We start from the raw sequence: 18,598 nt of genomic DNA, 5'->3' as shown, positions 1-18,598 counted from the left end.
TTGATTCAGAGGATTTAGAAATTCGGCACAATAGAACTGTAGCCTCGGTTATTTCGGCGATTTTGCCTACTGACCTTACTTAAAAAAACCTGCATAGCTAAGGTTCCGATAGACATCAGAATTCAGAAAGCGAACCATGCGCGATTTTTGAAGTGCGTCAGAAAACCCAACTCATCTCAACTAATAATGCATTTACTTAATGTTTAAGGTACTAGTTTTTAGCCATTGTCTCCTTGAACTTCAGCAAGTAGTGTTACCGCTCATGAAATTGACTAAAATAAGGTCATTTGATATTCAACAAACGTTTTACAAACGTTGCATTGCCACCTATTGTTTCTTATTGATGTTAAGTAACTGTTTAACATTGATTACTATATGAACAAATATAACGATTTAAGCCATTAAATAAACCCCACAATTTATTTTTTAATGTCTAACAAAACTAACTGTGGGCTGGGGAGTGATAGTGGGCAACAGGCAACTCGACTAAGGTTGATAACTTGATAATTTTCTTAAGTTGTTGGTTATGGTCAAGCACTGGGGTGTAGGTCGAGTTAAGGGTAATGGTTTTATTAAAGCGGGTACAATACTCCAGGCGGCTTTTTTGTGGGGTTCCTTGCAGGAGTTTAGCCCAAAGTTGGGTATATTTTTCCGACTTTGGCGTGGTCTCGTTCAATAATACTGTATAATGTTTGCCCAGCAAGTCGGCGCGTTCGTAGCCCAGCTCGTTCAAAAACAAGGTATTGGCTTCTATAATATTGCCTTGAGGGTCAAACTCTGCCACCGCCAAAGTACGTTTGGTGGCCGAAACCTGTCCTATCAATTCGGTTCGCTTATTTTCCAGCTCTTCGTTGGCAGTTTTCAATTCTTCAGCAGTTTGTCTAATGCGTTCTTCCGACATTTTCAGGTGTTGGTTTTGGCGCTCTATATGTAGGTATACTCTGGCATTATACAACGCTATAGCGGTGTATACCGCAAAGTTTTGCATAATATTAAGATGGTAGTCAGTATAGGCATTTTTGCGGTAGCTCTTAGCAGTAATGACCCCTACTACCTGCTCTTTGACAATAAGCGGTATATAAATGGCTGATTCGGGCTCTTTGTCGTACCCTTCTGATAAGGATACTCCATTGACATACCTGGAAGCTTCTTCAGTAAAATCATTGATAAACACTACTTCTTTGTTTTGAAAACACCATACCGAAAGTTTGGTATCATCGTCAAGCGAATCGTACCCCAATACAATTTTAGCCTCATGTTTACCTATAAAGTCTAACTTTTGAGCATCTTCATCAAACACACCTATCGACAGAATAGGGGCGTCTAACAACGGATTGATATTGCTATGCACTACTTCTACAATTTGCTCTATCAACAGGTTAGAGGTGATTTCTTTGCCTATATCAGTTAACAACCGGATATTTTCATACTGTCGGGTTACTTCGTCGGTACGCTCCCGTACCTTGTCAAGCATCAACTGAAAATCATGCGATAGCTTGCCTATTTCATCTTTACTGTTAATTGCGGCTATTTCTATATCTTCTTCAAAATTGTGGGCAATCACCCAGTTAATCGACTGCGATAATTGCTGAATAGGGCGCCCCAACCGAGCAATAATTACATACATGAGGATGATAATAAACACCAAAAACACCAGTGTAATGCTAAGTAAACTCATCCGTATTTTGCCTGCCATTCGCGCAGACACCGTTACCAGTTCTTGAGAGATTTTTTGAATATTATCGCTCAGTTTTTTCATGATACCCGCCAGTTCATGCTTATGCCCTTGTTTGCTTTCTTGCCCTAACTCTTGGTCTAGCGTTACTACTTCGTTAAATAACTGCTCGTAATGGGTAAGCAACTGGTTTACCGAGTCTTTGGTTGCAGGGTTAAAAATTTTAGTTGCAATGTCTTCTCTAAATTCTTTGACTGCCCTCTTTACTTTTTGCTGGTAAACGGTATCTTTTCTTAAAAGGAAATCTTTTTCATAGCGACGTATCATGAGCAATTTGGCAAAGTCGAGATTATACCGTTGGGTGGCGGCTTCGATTTGGTGTATGTGCTGGCGCATGTCACCAATCAGGCCATAATCTTCGAACCCTTTTTTACGCACTTTTTTCACTGCTTCTTCAAACGCTTTCTCAGAAGCATCAATCAACCCAATGATCTCGTCAATTTCTTTGTTGAGCAGGGTCGATTGTATTTCTTTGATTTGGTGCAAATCCTGAAATTTTTGTTTGAGTTTATTTACATCGGTCAGGTGGGCATCTACAAACTGGCTTTTACCTGTTTTGAAAAAAACAGGATTGGTTACATCAAAATGAAAAAAGTCTTTTTCGAGGAGGTGTATATCTTTGGCAAGTAAGTTAATGTCGGCTACTGCCTGGGTTACTTTAGTAATGCGTTGATTGCGGTACTGTGACCACAAAAAAGTAGCAATAATAGATGCTACCAATAGCACAAACCCGGCAAATGACAATAATAATTTCGATTTTATACTCTGCAATTGCATATCAGCAATATTAAACCTTGGTATACGATGAACTTTTGCCTATGCATGTTCATATACTGTTCCATATTGAACAAATTTTAGAATAAGTTTTGGGCAAACTTTACCAACCCATCAATGCAGCGTGTACAGGCCATTTGTCTAAATACAAGCTCTTACTTATGGTTTGCCAAAACTGTAACTAACCACAAGCTAAGGAACATGATCGCAATAACTGTCCGGCTTAGAACATATCCTCTTTCCTGACTTTCGTTACTTTTATTGTCCGTAGCACTGCTACGCCCGCAAAAAGTGCCTCAGTCAGCCTTGAGTTTATGCCCTCAATCTCGACACTTATTTTGAACATGTTCCTAAGTGAGTTGTCAGCAAAAAACAAGGCAATGACGCTCTGCTACCTCATGCTCCTTTAATCATTCCTTTGTGTCCTCCTCATCGGCGGCCAAAATAACATGCTTGTATTTCTGGTATAGAAATGCCGTAACCAATAACAAAGTACCTATGCTAATAAAAGCTAGTATTACATTGAGGGTAGAGTTATAGTTAATATCATTGGCAAATAGTTTTAACAAAGTAATTGACAAAAAGGCAAAACCAGTAAGTCGTAGATACTTGAGCCTTTTGGCAATGCCATAAGCTATAATGACTACCGAATAAATGCCCCAAACCAAGGTAAAACCAAGTTTAAATACCGACTGACGCGCTTGTGTGATGGTGAGTCCCCCATAAAGTATAGATAGAGCTACCAGTTCAAAGCTTAGTGTAACCACCGCTAACACATGCAACAGAATAAACCATAGTTGCATTTGTCGATAGGTGAGCAATTGATGGTAACACATGACACGGTATACTGCCCATAGCATAAGGGTTATGAGCGCATATACTCCCCAACGCAACCAGCCATAACTCTGATTTAGGTGAAGAGCCTGCAAATGCCAAAATCCTACACTTACTAATAAAATGGCACACAACACACTGAAAAAAACCAACCCATAACCAAACGATTTGAGCGGCAACCACCAACGAGCAGCGGCAGCCAAGGCGGTGATGTATGCAAAAGAATACATCAACAACACTATGATCATCAAGTGATAGTTGGTGGGATTTTGAGCAAGATAATAGTGTGTTATTTCGCTAAAAAGCAATAAGTAAAGCAGACCTACTCCTACAAAGTCAAACAGGTATTGCAGTATTGCAAGCAGTTGGTCTTTGTTAGTATCGGTGTAACGGTTGTATATGTAGCCCAAACCCAATATTTCGGCAATGAGTGATATGGACACCAAAAAAGTATGGTTGAAAACAAATGGAATAGATTGAGTAGACTTTAGGTATACATCCAGCCAAAGTAGTACAGTGTCATATATCGAAAACATCAACACCAGATGGTTTACATACTTGAGGTAAGTCGAACTAAAGAAATGCCCCAAGGCAAAAACCACTACCGACTCTAGCAACCACCACCAAATGCGGGCTTGCCCTTCGGTTTCCATAAATATACCATAAGCCAACAACAGGGATAGCCCCGCGCTGAGGTTTTCATACAAATGCGATTGCCCGGAAAATATCCGCGAAAGCGCAAAAATCACTGCGGCCTCTATAGCCCAGGCTGTAGGTATAGTTCCATCTTGGTATATCAACCCAATCCCTATAGCAATCAATACAAACAAGCCTATTGCCAGGTAGTCGTACTGTCGATCTTGCCAGATACGTGCAATACTGTATACTACGGCTACCTCTATGCTCCACCAAAACAAAAGCCAGGCATTGCTAAACTCGAATGGTAAATACAAGGCAAGCAAGGTAAGCGTGAGCAAGGTAATGGCATTATACGCCTCTACTTGCCATTGGCGCGATGCGGCAAACAAGATGGTGGCTTCTATTACCCAAGCAATGAAGGTAGCCCGTTCTTCGAACACAAACGGGGTAAGCAGGACAACTCCCAAAGGAATAATTTTAATGGCATACTCCAAAGAACTGTTTTTTAATGTAGGCTTGAGCCAAAGAGTAAAGAGTACCGCAGTTTGCCCTGCCCATGCAATGGGTATCCACACGCCCTTGAACCCCAGATATGCAGCAAAACTAAGCGTATAGATGCCTATATTTATAAATGGCAAATACACTGAACTGCTGCCCTCTTGGTTGGTTTTGGCTACATACACACCTGTAGCCATACACAAAACACTGTAAGCCAAGGTAAACAACCCCTGCCCTGTTAACATCCGTTGATACCCTTCAAGCAAATGATTTTGAACAAAAAGTATATTGTTGTATTGAAGTATGGCAGTGCCTACCATATAGAAAACTATGGCATTGAGTAGGAGCAAGAGGGTTTTTATTTCGGGGTGTTGGTCTTTTTGGCGGGTATAGTGCACCACCAGGGTTACCTGAAAAGTAATAAAAAAAGCAAAGCTAAAGATAAGGGCAATAGGTTGCAATGGTGCACTATATGCCTGACTTACCCAAACAATGAAAATAAGCCAGGAAACCACAAAGGCAGTGAGGTCAACCCGGTACCAGTTTTTGCGAAAAGCCAATGCCAGGACGCCTATGTTAATGATACAAATATAACCAAAAAACACGGTTGCATTGCCCCCACCGTTGCCAATAAGTGGCGGAATAGCATAGGCACCTACCAAGCCTATAATGCCAATAATTTCTTCGTCGAAACGGGTACTTTGGTATACTGTATAAACAGTGGCAAGTAGCATGAGCGGAAACGCCACTCCCTGGGGCAACACCTGCAAAAAGACATAACCTATATAAGTAGTGAAATACACAGTAGCCGTGCCCCCACTAAACAATACTGCACTATAGGCGTGGTATTTTGCCTTTAGGTAATAAGACAGTCCGATGAGTCCAGCTCCCGCAGTATAAGCAAGTATGAGCCTGCTCAAAGGACTGATAAGGTTGCGGTCAATGGCATACTTCAGGAAAACCCCTACCCCTATAATCAAGATAAGTATTCCTAACTTGCTGAGCACATTGCCTCCAATGAAATTTTCTATATTAAAAGGCTCTTTTTCTTTGCCAGGTTTGGTTGATGTGGCCGGACGCTTGGTTTTAGCAGCAGGATGAAAGGCAGCTATAGGTTCAGGTTTCGGGGTTTCTTCTTGTACAGGCTCACGGAAAACTGTTTCTTCCAGTGGCTCGGTATCAGCGTCTTCAGTTGATGAAACTTCTTTTTTGGGTGGGTTGTTAAATACTGGCAACTTTATCGGCTTTGGGCTTTCGGTGGGTATTTCTGGCTCCTGTTCCTCTTCTTCAAACTCTCGTTGTAAAGCTTGTTTTGCGGCTGCTTCGCTATAACCAGTGGCTGTCTTAAGCTGGTCAAGTTCTTCCCGTAGCATTTCTAAGTCGCGATCGAACATGGAAGCTTGAACTTCCATGTTTTTAATCTTGATCTCTAGAGCATAAATTTTAGCTTCCGGGCTTTGTTTCATCACAAGAGTTATTAGGTTCAACTTCTAAGTTAACCCTTTTTTTGGTAAAGCAAGAAACAAGGAATAGTATTTTATGGTGGAAAAGTCATTACCTGCTCAGTAATGACTCCCCAATAATACCACCCATTCATCAAATACTTATAGAGTGTCCATTTGTTTGCAACTGAGTCGACTTAATGTCTCCGTTTACTTCGAGCAACAAGTCTACAACAACCGTCTGATGGTTGAGTAACAAGTGTAACTGATATGTATAAGTACCCGATGTAGCTGTTTTGACGGTAGCCTGCCACAAGTTTTCGTGTTGTTTGGGTGGTGTAATGATCCCTTGATTAACTGCCGATCCAGCTATTCCTGTAACTTCTACCAAATCGCTTGGACTTACCGTTTGCACCCGCCACAACAAGCTATCTTCAGGAGAACACTGGGTAGTATGACGTTCATGTTTGTTTTTAGAGGTATCAAACAGATAAATGTATTTTTCGTCTTTTTCGCTCAAATAGTTGGCTGCATCTGCCATTACCAACACACTGATAGGCTTTTTAGGTGGTGGTGGTGGGACTTCCCCTTTAAAAGTATAAGCAATAGTTTTGGTCGTTTGTCCCGCTGTTACCTGATGGAGCGTAACGGTGCCCTCATGTTCAAATTGGTAAACAAATATTTTAAGCCCTGCTTGTACTTCCAGCGATAAATCAGGCATTTTGGGCAACAGGGGCAATACTGCCTGGCTCGACTGTACATACTTGATGCCTTGGGTTGGTTGATGGGCATTGACCCAGGTTTGCCCTAAAGCCAGGTTATCTTCTAGCGAAATAATGATTACATCGCCTTTGTTGAGTTCAAAGGATTTGCCCGCGTCTTGTTCGGTGTAGAAATGAATATTTGACATAAGTTGTATGGGATGAAGTGTGGTAAAAACAAAAAGGGTGTATATAAATTGCTATATACACCCCTTATGGTAAAACTATGGTAAACTTATGCTACCAATTCGTGCTGACGTACCACTTTCAAGAATGGATCGTAAGTATAAGTATGTCCATTAGCCCTAAAGCTTACAGAGTATTGGAAGTAGTGATCATCCTGGAAATCACGAGACTGAACAGTAGACTCCCAGTATACACGGTTGGTACCCGCATTTTGGCGAGGAGTGTTCATGATACCATTACGACCAAAAGCACCTTCGCATGACTTTCCATCAGGACCATTTGGGTGTTGTAAGCAAGTAAAACCAGTAATATCGATCTGATCGCTTGGGCTTACAGCTACAATGCTCCATCTTACGTTGTCACCAGCTACTACATTAGAAGCAAGCTCGTGTCCACCTTCACCAGTACTACCTTTTACATTGTCAATCATGTGGATGTACTGAGCGTCACCATTTGAAGATATAAAATCTGCTACGTCTACAACTAATACGATATTAACTTCCATTATTTTTTTGGTTAAGTTTATTGATTGATAAATATTTTTTCGTTTTGATGTCACAAAGTTGCTATAATACCCTCTGATATATAGGGGTAATAATACCCGTTTGGCAAGGAAAACAAAGAATGGGTAAAAAGTGCAATGGGTTCAGGGCATAAAAAAAACGACCCTGAACAGAGCCGTTTTGTGAATAACACCTGAGTGATTTTTTGAAATAGCGAAGGCACGACAATCTATCGATTGCCAAAATTTAGAGATCAAGATCAAAAAGTCGATAGGCTGTCTTGGCTTACCAACTGGTTTTGCAAGGCATAAATCACCAAACCAGCCAAATTGCGTGCCCCCGTTTTGGCAAAGAGGTTGTCTTTGTGTCCCTCTACAGTACGTCGCGAAATAAACAGCTTATCGGCTATCTCTTGGGCAGTATATTGCTCGCACAACAACCGCAACACTTCCATTTCGCGATCGGTAAACTCACCTTCATTTATAAAATTAGGACGAGGAGGGCGAGGCTTGATCTGTGAACGTAACACCTCTATTTGTTCTTCCATAAAGTAATAACCCTTGGTATGTACCAGGGCGATTACTTTGAGCAAGTATTCGGGCGAAATTTCTTTAGGTACTAAAGCATTGGCGCCCGTTTTGAGGGCGTATCCAGTAAAAGTTTTTTTGTAGTACGACGACATCAAAATATACTTCATGTCAGGGTGCGTTGCCTTGAGCTTTTCTATCAATTCGGTTCCCTCCATATCAGTCATCTTAAGGTCAAGCAGCACCACTTGGGGCGGTTCTGGAGTTTTTTTTATCTGACACAAAAACTCCTTGCCACTAAGGGCTGTAAATAAGCATTGAATGTTAGACTCATTTCTTAAAAAATTTTCTAATAATTGAGTAAACAATTTCTCACCGTAAGCAAGGGCTATTTTTATCATAGATGTTAGCGTTTATAGGATTGTAAAGCTGAATAGTTTTTAATGAACAGTGGTTTGGTTTCATTGCGCTGGCAATGAACTTGGTATGTTGGATAGTACCTTTTTTTTATCCTTATAAGTAAATTCAGGGGGATTTAAAGGGCAAGTAAATGACTATTGATAAAGGTGTTTTACAGAAAGTAAATAACGGCAGTATTGTAGGCTTTTGCCACTTGGCAACCTCTACAGCCAGAAGCGTAACAACAGTGCTCCACCTGGAGCCCTGTGCATACTTTTTTTGTGGTTTTTGCAAGGATATCATGTATAGCGGTAAAAATAAGTAATTACTTCAATGGTTGGTTGTGAGAACCCTGTCCTAAGTTAACACAAGTACCCCTAACCCACAAACTATGTGACGTTTCATCTGTAAAAACACGTGTTTCTACCTATAAAGCAAAGACCAACCACACTTTTTTAACACCTTCCCTAAGTTTGTATTGCTTGTATTGGGTTACTTGTAAAGTATGCTAACAAAAACAGGCAAAAGCCGCAAGCAAAAACAATGCTTTGACTACCAGGTGAAAGGTTTTAGGCGATGAATACGGCTGTTTTCCTTTGCACTCTCATCAAAATAGCATAATTTCGCTAAAATTTATAAAACGTCCAGTTAGGTTTTAATCATCAAACGATAAAATCAGGTACTGGATGCTCCCCAAATACCAGGGAGAATAATCCCCACCAAGTAGAAAGTGTTCTGCTTTGCCGAGCATCTACTCAATGTAATTGAAAGGGATTGAAAATATACAAGTATTAAGATAGCATTAGTTTTACATTGACAAGTGTCGACAATTTACAGGTACTTATCGCTTGTGGCTAATCACTTGCTACTACTTACTATTAGAAACACATTTTATACGAATGAAACCGGAGGCGCAATGGATTTAACCAACATTCCCTTATTTAAGGAAATCATACAACAACCCACAATTTTTATATATGGAACCGAAGAGGTTCTGTCAAAGGATATCTTAGCAACTGTTAGCTCTTTACACAAAAAAATTGCTCATTTCTATAACATAGGCCTCGACCGTCAGATAGATGACTTTGTGGCTATTCAGGATGAACTGGACATTGCCGATTTTAACAATTACAATGTAATTGCCTGTGGCATAGACCCTACATCCAAGACTTTTTTAGCCAAACTTAAAACCCACTCAAAAAAAGCCTTGGTGTTTTTTGAATCTATTGGTTTTTTTAAGCACCTCTGGGAAAAAGACAATGTTACTATTATAGAATCTTCGCTTACTGCATACATTAAGCAACTAGCCAACCCTGCCAAAGAAGAAGAAACTGAGGCAGCTACCAATACTCTCCCCACCCAATCTGCCGACTTTATAGGCAGAACACGTGAGCTACAGCTACACGAAGATTTTATGCGCAACTACGACACCAGTGCCTGCAAAATAATTGGAGGACACGGCATTGGTAAAAAAGCATTGCTCAACGAAGTGACCCTTCAGTATTACCGTCAGGAGGGACATACTTTTGTGGTTACCTTTAAAGACAAAGAGGCCAATGCCAACTATATACTCAACACGCTGTACCCACAGTTTGTAGAAAAAGGCATTGAACTGGGGCTAAGCAATGACGATGTTAAAAACTTCAGGCTTGACCTGAACAACAAAGATGAAGAAGCTGCTCTACCCAAAGCCATTGAGCAATTGTTTGCCGCATTTGACAAACTCACCAACGCCCGCATTGTGTTTTACAATGTAGAGATGGTGCTCAACAAACCCAAAAGAGGGCGCTTGTTTCAGATAAATAACGATGAAATTGGCGAGTTTTTCCATTTATTGCTGCAACGTGACGGATATGCTACCAATCAAAACAAAATATATTTTGTATCTACTCAAGACTTTGATTTTGACTATGTAGATGACGATGACTTTGCTCAGTTGATAGACTTGCGACCATTGTCGGTACCTGAAGCCAAAGCACTTGCCAAGCATAGCCTTACCCAACTGGGTGCTGAAGATAAAGCAGGACAAATAGACGGGCTGGATGATTTTGGTTTTGCCAAAACACTGGGAGGCAACCCTCAGCTAATTCAACTCTTTGCCAGAGCTGCTGCCCGTACCGATGCTGCTGCCATTATTAACAACGAACAACTTGGCAATTTGTCTGATACCCGCGACAAGGTAAAACACCTGATGCGCCAGGCAACATTTGATAAAATAGAAACTCCGGTAATGATGCCTTTGGCGTTGTTTAGAGAAAGTTTTTCGCAAGAATGGCTCAAAGAACAAAACTTAAGTACCAATCCAGCCGAGGCTATTGACTATTTGCAAAAGCACTTGCTGGCTGATGTAGACGAAGACAAAGTGGGCTTCTATTACATTCCGGTACATATTCGTCGTTATGTAAACGACTTGCTGAAGCAAGAAGAAAATACTTTGTACCGTGAGTTGCACAACCGCATTGGTGAAACCTACTGGACAAAAGCCAACCAAGGAAGTTTAGGCAGTGCCGAAGCTTACCAGGCAGCTTTGTATCACTTTGAGCAGGCACAAAACTATGAGCGTGAAAAAGAGTTTATTCAAAAGGCTCCTCAACGCTACTTGCAAAAAGCGGTAAGCAGCTACAAACAAGCCCAACTGGAAGATGCTTTTTATTATTTCAATGGTGTGTTTCAACACAATGCCCAACTGTTGGACAACCGCAACATGTCGTCGTTTTTAAAGAGCGCGGTTAAGTCAGGACAAGGCAATCCGGAAGAGTTGTTTGCCAAAGCCCTGGAAATTTACAGCAACGATATGTTTATTCGCAATGCTTATGCCGATTACTTGTTTAAAAACGGAAAGCTGGACGAAGCCGAAGCATTGAGTCGACAAAGTCTGGAGATCAACAACCAAGATTTTGTTTCAGGAATTTTGTTTGTGCAGATTTTGCAAAAGCAAGGCAAAAAAGAGGAAGCAGCCACAGAGCTTGCCCGTTTGGAAGAAGTGTTGCAACCTCACGAAGATTTAGACGAGTCAGGCAGACGTAACTTGTCACAAGTATTGAATATGCGTTTTAACTTGTTGGAACATTATACAGCATTAGAGGCTATTCAGGCGCAAGCCATTAACTTGTTGAAAAGCGATGGGGTAAATGGCAGCCAGTTAGATTCTTTGGCAAAAGCACCTATAGCCCGCGATGATTTTAGTAAAATAGAAAATGCCACTGCTACGGTGCTTGACCACGAGCAGGCAGACAAGCGTGCCAAACGCACCCAAGAGGCAATAAGAAGGCGACAAAACAGCCGTACTCACACCCAATCGGTTATAGAGATATTGGAAGCTACCAATACTACCAACAAGGCAAAAATAGAAGCACTTGTCAAGGAGGCAGAAGAAATAGTAAATACTGCGCACACTATATTGGACAACTGGCTACTGATAGAAAATAGCAACTTCAGAGCTTTGTTTTCACGCGTAAGCGTATTGCGCCACGAGGCAGACCTCAATATGCTCAAAGATGCTATAGAGCGTAGTTATACCGAACGTGAAAAGCCACCAGCCACACACCGCGAATACTTGATTCACTTGATAGACAGTGGACAATTGCCTGAGGCAATCAAGCAGTTTTTGGAAACAGTAGAAAAGACAAACCGTTACAAAAATCTACGCGATGAGTTTTTCCCCTTCCTTATTCAGTTCAATCAACTAAAGAATAAGTTAGCAGATGCCAGTCAGGAGCTGTCAGAAACTGAACAAAAAACGCTGACAAAGGTAGGTGATGTATTGCGACGTATTCTTAAGCGTTACAAACCTGATACAGAAGATACAACCAATTATGATGAGCTGATAGAAAGCAGTACATCAAGCACTACGGTGTAAGTATACACACCCAACAGTGTAAAGTTTTAATAATTGAACCCTTATAATTTTTCAGGAATTGTAAGGGTTGTTTTTTGCAAAAGACAATGGTTACCCAATGAAAAAGTACTTTTACCGCCTGCTGGCCAAATACCTGGCCTTTTATATTCGTTCCAGCGATGAGGTAACTGAAGTAAGCCCCAAAAACAAGTGGTTGTTGCAATACCTGGGGCATCCATTGGCACACAGTATTACCCATTTGCCTTTGGCACAAGACCAACTTCTGGCTAAAAAAACGGCTTATGTGGTACTGAACGGCAACCTGCACTACGAGCGCGATATTCAAGCTTTTTTAACAAACCTGCAACAGCTTTGCACCGCCCAAACCAGGGTAATGGTGTGTTACTATAATGCCTTGTGGCGTCCTCTTACCCACCTTGCTACCCGTTGGGGCTTTCGCAGCCACTTGCCCGAACAAAACTGGTTTTCGGCTTCTGACCTAAAAAACTTTGGCCTGCTGGCTGACTACGAAATAGTGAGCGAACAGCAAAGAATACTTTGCCCGATATATATTCCATTGGTGAGTTACTTGCTTAACCGTTGGCTGGCTCCTTTGCCACTTTTCAGGTGGTTTACTTTGGTGCGTATTGCCGTATTGCGCCCATTGCAAGCCAACCGCTGGGCACAACCATCGGTCTCGGTAGTGGTGGCCGCCCGCAACGAAGCTGGCAACATAGAAAATATAGTAAAACGTTTGCCTAAAATGGGAGATCATGACGAACTGATACTAGTAGAAGGCAATTCTGGCGATGACACCTGGGAGGAGATAAAACGGGTACAGGCAACCTACAAGGGTAAAGTAAACATTAAGATTGCCCAACAACCCGGCAAAGGCAAAGGCGATGCAGTAAGAAAAGGGTTTGCGCTTGCCACTCAAGATATTCTCATGATCTTAGATGCCGATTTAACCGTTTCGCCCGAAGACCTGCCTAAGTTTTACCAGGCAATCGTGCACAATAAAGGGGAGTTTATCAACGGTAGTAGGCTGGTATACCCTATGGAAAACAAGGCGATGCGTTTTTTTAACCTGCTGGGCAACAAGGCTTTTGCCAAAGCTTTTTCGTTTTTGCTCAATCAACGTTTCAAAGACACGCTTTGTGGCACCAAGGTGATCTCACGGCACAACTACCTAAGGCTGGCACAACATCGTAGTTTCTTTGGGGATTTTGATCCTTTTGGGGATTTCGATTTACTGTTTGGATCGGCACGCCTGGGACTCAAAATTGTAGAAATACCCGTTAGCTACAAAGCACGCACTTACGGCAAAACGAACATCAAACGCTGGTCGCAGGGTTTTTTGCTGCTTAAGATGGTATGGTTTGCTGCCCGTAAAATTAAGTTCATTTAAAGTAAAGTGATGATGAGCAAACACCTTTGTATATTATTGACATTGTTATGTGTATACTGTAACCCTAAAAAAAGTGAAACCAAAAAAAGTATTAGTCAAGGTGACCTTAAATCATTGCAAGGGCATTGGGTATTGACAAACTACCTCGATAATATAGTACAGAGCAAAGCCATTGAGAAACACACAAAAGATCCATTAAGTTTCTCTGCTATCATATTGACCATCTCTTCGGGTAACATGCGCTATTACGGTTTAATTAATCCCTATCAAAAAGAAAAGCTTTACCCTGATTATGATAGTCTTATCACTATAAAACACTGGCATCATTACCAGTTAAGCTATGATAGGACAAGTGATAAAATCATGGGAGTATTTGTAGGTGGTAAAAAGAATACAACAGACAGTATCAAGTACACGTTTCGTCGCATTAGAAAAAATGAACTTAAGTTGGTAAAAGGTATAGAGGATAAGGACTGGCATCCGATCAAAACCTTTCATCCTTTTTTTATTGAACAATTAATCAGCGGAAAATATAAAGCTTTAAATAAAGATAGTCAAGCTCCTTTCATGACACTTGATACTATGGGTAAAATGCGAGGTTTTAAGAAGTATAATAAGTATCATATACATAGTTACTTCATGACAAATCACCCCTTTCGTCCTGAAGATGCCATTATTTTTGAGGATACTCTAAAAAAAAACAGACCTCTACATAAATCTGTAGTATACAGTTGGGCATTTAGGCAGGATACACTCATACTCACAGAAATGCATACCCAAAGTCATGAACAGTGGAGTAAAGGAACCAAAACTTACACGTTCATCAAACAATAGTTTAATATTGTATTGCTCAAACAACATTAAACCAGCAGTAAATTATAATAACTGTACTTAATGAAGCTTTTATGCCACTTAACTCCCACAAGACATTTCAAATTACTGATTTCATCTCCTAAAATTTGAATCAATAAAACTAAAATTTCGAAACTGTTTATTAGCACTAAGTAAGACATTTATGCAGGTTTGAAAAAGGCATAAAAAAAGAGGCTACCGCGAAGCATCCTCTATATATTTTTATTGGTGAATAATCTATTTCAATAGCATCATTAGGCGGCAATACGAAACACAGTTTGTTCTTGTGTGCTGTCTAATACTTGAGTGAGTGTTGGGGTCAAATCATCTACCATTCGATCCATTACTTCTTCAAATTCAATTTCTTTTACTGTGATGATGGCAACCACTTTATCGGTTTCTTCTTGTTTCATTGCTTCATCATCTATTACCGCACCCATTGCATAATACAAATCTTCCCACTCGGTAGGCGTAAACATCAAGTTTGCATTGCCGTTTTGATCGGTAAACTGAATGATTTTGTTACGATCTTTAGCGAAAATTCTTATCTCGTATTTCATAGACATTTAGGTTATTTTCCTGATATAAGAAACGTGTTCTATTTTTTGTTTGATTAAGTGTTAAATTCATTGTAAAATTAGCCTAAATAATATAATTATTCTGCGTATTTGTAATATTATTACATATTTTCGATTTTAGCAAACGGCCAATAAATCAGGGCTAATTACATAAAAAGTGCATTTTTTAATAGCAAACGGCAATGCTTGCAAAAGGTTATACCGAAATATTAATATTTAAATATAATTTAACTTTCGTTGTATTTAATCTATTTTCAATTGGATTAAACTCACGCATTGCGTAAGTTTTTTTGCGGTTAAGTGCTTTATTTTGCCCACCTAAAGTTGTTTTAGTTGTCAGAAATTTTAGTAGTTGTTTTTCCAGAAATATTTCTTGTCATTTCATTCCAAAATACGTAAGCTTGCTTTATGAAGCCAGACTCAGCCTTAAGTTAATTGTTACAGTGCTCAAACGCCTGGTAAGGATCAGGAGTAGTTTGGCAAATCAGCCTTAGCTTATCGCTTCATAGTGTAAGCTTTAATCGGCTTCTAATAACGCGCAAGTCATAAAGCCTAGTGCAGGGGTTCGATTCCCCTCGCCCCAGCCCAATAAATATATATCCAATACTGGGGCGTAGCTCAGTGGCAGAGCAAGGGTCTCTGGTAAATGTGATTGGTGGGTTTGAAAGCAAGCTATTTTTTTCGCGTAGGCGAACGCTTCGTGGCGGAATTGGTAGACGCGACCGTTTGAGGAGCAGTTGTTCAACGAACGTGCAGGTTCGAGTCCTGCCGAAGCATTGCCCCGATACATAGGCTAGGTATCGGGGTGTTTTTTTAGGCAGATTTGTAGGTAAAGAAGCCAAGGATTGACTTTCAAACTTAAATTCTCCCAAAATCTGGAAGCGACGTTTTTTGATGACAATCTTAAACTTCTTAAATCGAAACTTCTTCGCCAACCTCTTCGCCACATCGTCCAGCGTTTTAGCCCCGCTGATGACCCCGCGTTTGGCGCCTTTAAAGATCATTTTACCGTTTTTCATTAAAGCACCCCAGCCATCGCGTGCCACGCCGCCCAAATCCTTCAAGTTTTGCGCGGTGTTTTTGATGCCTTTCACCGCACTTTTGCGAGCGGCTTTGGTGCCTGCTTTCACCGCTCCTTTTACTCCTTTCTTCGCTACAGTTTTGATGCCTTTTTTGGCGCTCTTGAGCAATGCTTTGCCGCCAAACAATAGGGAGAAAATGAGCTCAATGGTGAGGGCGGCTAAACCACGCGCCAGGCTCTTGGCACCGCCTGCTATAGTTTTATCCGGGAAGGCTTGGCTTAGGTATTTACCAAAGTGTTTTGCCATGTCGAGTATGCCAATGCCCGTGAAGATTGCCCCCACTATTTGCAACAGTAAGGGCAAGGCTGCCATAATAGCGCCACGTGCTGAAAGTCCGCGATTTATCGGGATGGCAATGTTGGCGAGTATCAAACCTGTTGAAAATCCCGTTTTTTTACGGGGCAATGCCTGCCACCAAGCCAATAATGACGGTGACCTTGTTTTTGGTCCACCATTCGCTCACCGCTTTTTTCATCGTGCCCGTCAGGTAGCCCAAGCGTTCCATGGGTCCCGCAAAAGGCCCTATTTGTCCTTCTTTGGTGCTGCCTTGGCTGCCTTGTTTGGTGTCGGTGGTGGTAGTGCTTTGGCTGGTGTCGGTGGCTTGGGTTTTCTTCGCTTCGGTGCTTACCACGCCCGCCGCTTCTTGCTTTATTTCTTCTACATTTTTCTTTTGATCAAGGTCGGGCTGTTCGCCAAACTCTAGCTCTTTGCCTTTGGGCAAGCCAGCAATCAGTTTTTGTAGTTCAGGGCTGAGTGTAGGGTTTTGCACCACTGGGTCTACCTTCACATCTTTAGCCTCTAATTTGGTCTTTTGCAGTACTTGGGTATCTTGCTGGGTGATTTTGCCTTGCTCTTCGGCTGCCTTCACTGCGTCTTTGGTGTTGTTTACCACTACTTCGCCCGGTAAAGGTTGAGTAATATCTGCTCCCAACAACTCTTCTGACATTTGCCCCCAGAAATAATCGGGCGAACGACGCGCGGCTGAAATAAGGTTGGTTATTGATATTTGTTATTATTTAGTAAGAATGTTTAAAGCTGGAATTTTTGCGTGAACTACTTCTGTTAAAAGCTTCTCGACTCGCCAAACCATGTCTGTAAGGTTTAATATTGTTTGTTTGTTAGTATTAGATTCTCTTTTAAAATAGTCTAATATTTCTTTAAGATATGTTAAATAGCTTGTGGCACATATATACAAATCCTTCATAAAGAGGGCTTTCTCCACGTAAGCCTCAACCAATTCATCATCATCTGACTCGTTCCATAGATCATTTCCTGATATATAAATAAATTCATCCTCTATGGTCATACGAATATAACAGTCAGATTCATAATAGTTACTGATAGAGTTTTGATGATGATATAAATCTAATAAACCTTGAAGGCAAAAAGATTCTATTGTATGGTTTACATTGTCTTCTATCATAACCTCTTTATCATCAAGATATAGCGATAAGTAAAAAGGAAGGGAACTTCTCATTAAAATTTCGTCTTCATACCCCTTGATATTATTTTGCCAGTATATTTCACCTTTTTCGGTATCAAACGGTACGCTTGGAAAATAAACTTGTGATTTCATTAAGCTATGACCTTTTTATAAATAAACTATGTAAAGTAAGCATCTCATCTTTGCTCAATGTAATAATATCTGAACCTTTTTGAGAGTTTGGAAAGAAGCTTCCAACTTCATACCCTCCTCCTGCTGCTGCTGACTTAGGTTTAGTAGCTACTGTCACAGGGATTTTGGGGCTTCCTACAGCTGTTCTATTGAACCCGTCACCTAGTGGTAATCTATTTTCAGCATGTAATTTATCAAGTGCATCATCAAGGTATCTTTTCAAGTCATCTAACCCAACTGTATCATCCCAAAAACCTTGTTCTACTTTTGTATTTTTTAGCCTGAATTTATAATCATCCCCTGCATGAGTAATAGTCTTTGTTTTCTTGAGAGGTTCTAAATCTTTAAGGTCCTTTAACACTTCGTTTTTATATCGGTTCATTAATCGTTGATACATGGGGTCTGCGGAAGTAATAGGAACCCCACCTGGACCAGATATATGTGGTTTAAAATTAAAGTAGTTTAAGTGATGTCTTTCTAAAAAGTGAGGATAATTAGCGCTATTAAAAGGCTTACCGCCTAACATTTTAAGGTAACTATTTTTCATAGTATGCGCTTGTGCAGGTATGCCTTGCATTCTAAACTTAGGTGCAAGTTTTGCGAGGCGTGAAATATACTCAGGAGAAGCCAAAGCCTTATCAATAATTGGCTTCATGGCTTTAATACTACTATGGTTACGAGCAATGACCATCAAGGATTTAAATTCTGAGGCATAAGGCTCGTTTTTGACAATGCCAGCTAATTTTTCAAATTCAGCGTCACTCAGCCTTATTTTTTTTCTTAGAATATCAAGTTCCTTAAAATAAGATCGTTGACCAGACGCCTTAAACTCATTTCTGATGCGAATAACTATTCCTCTAGGATTAAATTTTAATAATATAATAATCCACTGCTTAGTTACTCTAATTTTACCTAGCCCTAATCGGA

12 protein-coding genes and 1 tRNA gene are annotated in these 18,598 nt (G+C 40.6%); 4 read left to right on the top strand and 9 right to left on the bottom strand.

The window, feature by feature from the left end; translation table 11 throughout:
• Nucleotides 1-442 precede the first annotated feature (442 nt).
• The 5 genes from M23134_RS30130 to M23134_RS30110 form a co-directional block, all read right to left on the bottom strand.
• Nucleotides 443-2,512, bottom strand: coding sequence for a GAF domain-containing protein (locus tag M23134_RS30130; RefSeq protein ID WP_002702974.1), 2,070 nt, complete (start codon nt 2,510-2,512; stop codon nt 443-445).
• 407 nt (nt 2,513-2,919) lie between these two features.
• On the bottom strand, nt 2,920-5,946 hold the full coding sequence (locus tag M23134_RS30125; RefSeq protein WP_002702972.1) for a DUF2339 domain-containing protein: 3,027 nt from the start codon (nt 5,944-5,946) through the stop codon (nt 2,920-2,922).
• A 130-nt stretch (nt 5,947-6,076) separates the two neighbouring features.
• The gene (locus M23134_RS30120) at nt 6,077-6,832 is read right to left on the bottom strand and encodes a hypothetical protein (RefSeq protein WP_002702970.1); all 756 of its coding nucleotides are present in this window, start codon (nt 6,830-6,832) and stop codon (nt 6,077-6,079) included.
• Nucleotides 6,833-6,918: 86 nt separating this feature from the next.
• The gene (locus tag M23134_RS30115; protein ID WP_045114639.1) at nt 6,919-7,374 is read right to left on the bottom strand and encodes a hypothetical protein; all 456 of its coding nucleotides are present in this window, start codon (nt 7,372-7,374) and stop codon (nt 6,919-6,921) included.
• A gap of 257 nt (nt 7,375-7,631) precedes the next feature.
• Nucleotides 7,632-8,300, bottom strand: coding sequence for a response regulator transcription factor (locus M23134_RS30110; RefSeq protein WP_002702966.1), 669 nt, complete (start codon nt 8,298-8,300; stop codon nt 7,632-7,634).
• A 914-nt stretch (nt 8,301-9,214) separates the two neighbouring features.
• Here M23134_RS30110 and M23134_RS30105 point away from each other — a divergent pair.
• From M23134_RS30105 to M23134_RS30095, 3 genes are all read left to right on the top strand, one after another.
• On the top strand, nt 9,215-12,157 hold the full coding sequence (locus M23134_RS30105) for a tetratricopeptide repeat protein (protein ID WP_002702964.1): 2,943 nt from the start codon (nt 9,215-9,217) through the stop codon (nt 12,155-12,157).
• Nucleotides 12,158-12,254: 97 nt separating this feature from the next.
• On the top strand, nt 12,255-13,544 hold the full coding sequence (locus tag M23134_RS30100) for a glycosyltransferase family 2 protein (RefSeq protein WP_045114638.1): 1,290 nt from the start codon (nt 12,255-12,257) through the stop codon (nt 13,542-13,544).
• 9 nt (nt 13,545-13,553) lie between these two features.
• Complete coding sequence (locus tag M23134_RS30095) at nt 13,554-14,378, top strand: hypothetical protein (protein ID WP_002702959.1); 825 nt, start codon at nt 13,554-13,556, stop codon at nt 14,376-14,378.
• A 272-nt stretch (nt 14,379-14,650) separates the two neighbouring features.
• Here the strand turns inward: M23134_RS30095 and M23134_RS30090 are convergent, their stop codons facing one another.
• Nucleotides 14,651-14,956, bottom strand: a complete 306-nt coding sequence (locus M23134_RS30090) for a hypothetical protein (RefSeq protein WP_045114636.1) — start codon at nt 14,954-14,956, stop codon at nt 14,651-14,653.
• 712 nt (nt 14,957-15,668) lie between these two features.
• Between M23134_RS30090 and M23134_RS30085 the strand changes: the two genes are divergently transcribed.
• A tRNA-Leu gene (locus M23134_RS30085) sits at nt 15,669-15,751 on the top strand.
• Nucleotides 15,752-16,450: 699 nt separating this feature from the next.
• Here the strand turns inward: M23134_RS30085 and M23134_RS30080 are convergent.
• From M23134_RS30080 to M23134_RS30070, 3 genes are all read right to left on the bottom strand, one after another.
• Nucleotides 16,451-17,002 (bottom strand): hypothetical protein, encoded by a 552-nt coding sequence (locus M23134_RS30080; RefSeq protein ID WP_002702953.1) that lies wholly within the window; start codon nt 17,000-17,002, stop codon nt 16,451-16,453.
• A gap of 66 nt (nt 17,003-17,068) precedes the next feature.
• Nucleotides 17,069-17,632 (bottom strand): hypothetical protein, encoded by a 564-nt coding sequence (locus M23134_RS30075; protein ID WP_002702950.1) that lies wholly within the window; start codon nt 17,630-17,632, stop codon nt 17,069-17,071.
• A 4-nt stretch (nt 17,633-17,636) separates the two neighbouring features.
• A partial coding sequence (locus tag M23134_RS30070) for a hypothetical protein (RefSeq protein WP_045114635.1) occupies nt 17,637-18,598 on the bottom strand: 962 nt, incomplete at its 5' end.

Origin of the sequence: Microscilla marina ATCC 23134 (assembly GCF_000169175.1) — a bacterium.
Classification (GTDB): Bacteria; Bacteroidota; Bacteroidia; order Cytophagales; family Microscillaceae; genus Microscilla; species Microscilla marina.
The sequence above is the reverse complement of the archived record's forward strand: the minus strand, read 5'-3'. Positions and strand labels throughout refer to the sequence as shown.

What these genes read in the sequence shown, in the direction of transcription:
- M23134_RS30130 (WP_002702974.1), bottom strand. Translation starts at nt 2,512, where the DNA reads ATGCAATTGCAGAGTATAAAATCGAAATTATTATTGTCATTTGCCGGG.
- M23134_RS30125 (WP_002702972.1), bottom strand. Translation starts at nt 5,946, where the DNA reads ATGAAACAAAGCCCGGAAGCTAAAATTTATGCTCTAGAGATCAAGATT.
- M23134_RS30120 (WP_002702970.1), bottom strand. Translation starts at nt 6,832, where the DNA reads ATGTCAAATATTCATTTCTACACCGAACAAGACGCGGGCAAATCCTTT.
- M23134_RS30115 (WP_045114639.1), bottom strand. Translation starts at nt 7,374, where the DNA reads ATGGAAGTTAATATCGTATTAGTTGTAGACGTAGCAGATTTTATATCT.
- M23134_RS30110 (WP_002702966.1), bottom strand. Translation starts at nt 8,300, where the DNA reads ATGATAAAAATAGCCCTTGCTTACGGTGAGAAATTGTTTACTCAATTA.
- M23134_RS30105 (WP_002702964.1), top strand. Translation starts at nt 9,215, where the DNA reads ATGGATTTAACCAACATTCCCTTATTTAAGGAAATCATACAACAACCC.
- M23134_RS30100 (WP_045114638.1), top strand. Translation starts at nt 12,255, where the DNA reads ATGAAAAAGTACTTTTACCGCCTGCTGGCCAAATACCTGGCCTTTTAT.
- M23134_RS30095 (WP_002702959.1), top strand. Translation starts at nt 13,554, where the DNA reads ATGATGAGCAAACACCTTTGTATATTATTGACATTGTTATGTGTATAC.
- M23134_RS30090 (WP_045114636.1), bottom strand. Translation starts at nt 14,956, where the DNA reads ATGAAATACGAGATAAGAATTTTCGCTAAAGATCGTAACAAAATCATT.
- M23134_RS30080 (WP_002702953.1), bottom strand. Translation starts at nt 17,002, where the DNA reads ATGTCAGAAGAGTTGTTGGGAGCAGATATTACTCAACCTTTACCGGGC.
- M23134_RS30075 (WP_002702950.1), bottom strand. Translation starts at nt 17,632, where the DNA reads ATGAAATCACAAGTTTATTTTCCAAGCGTACCGTTTGATACCGAAAAA.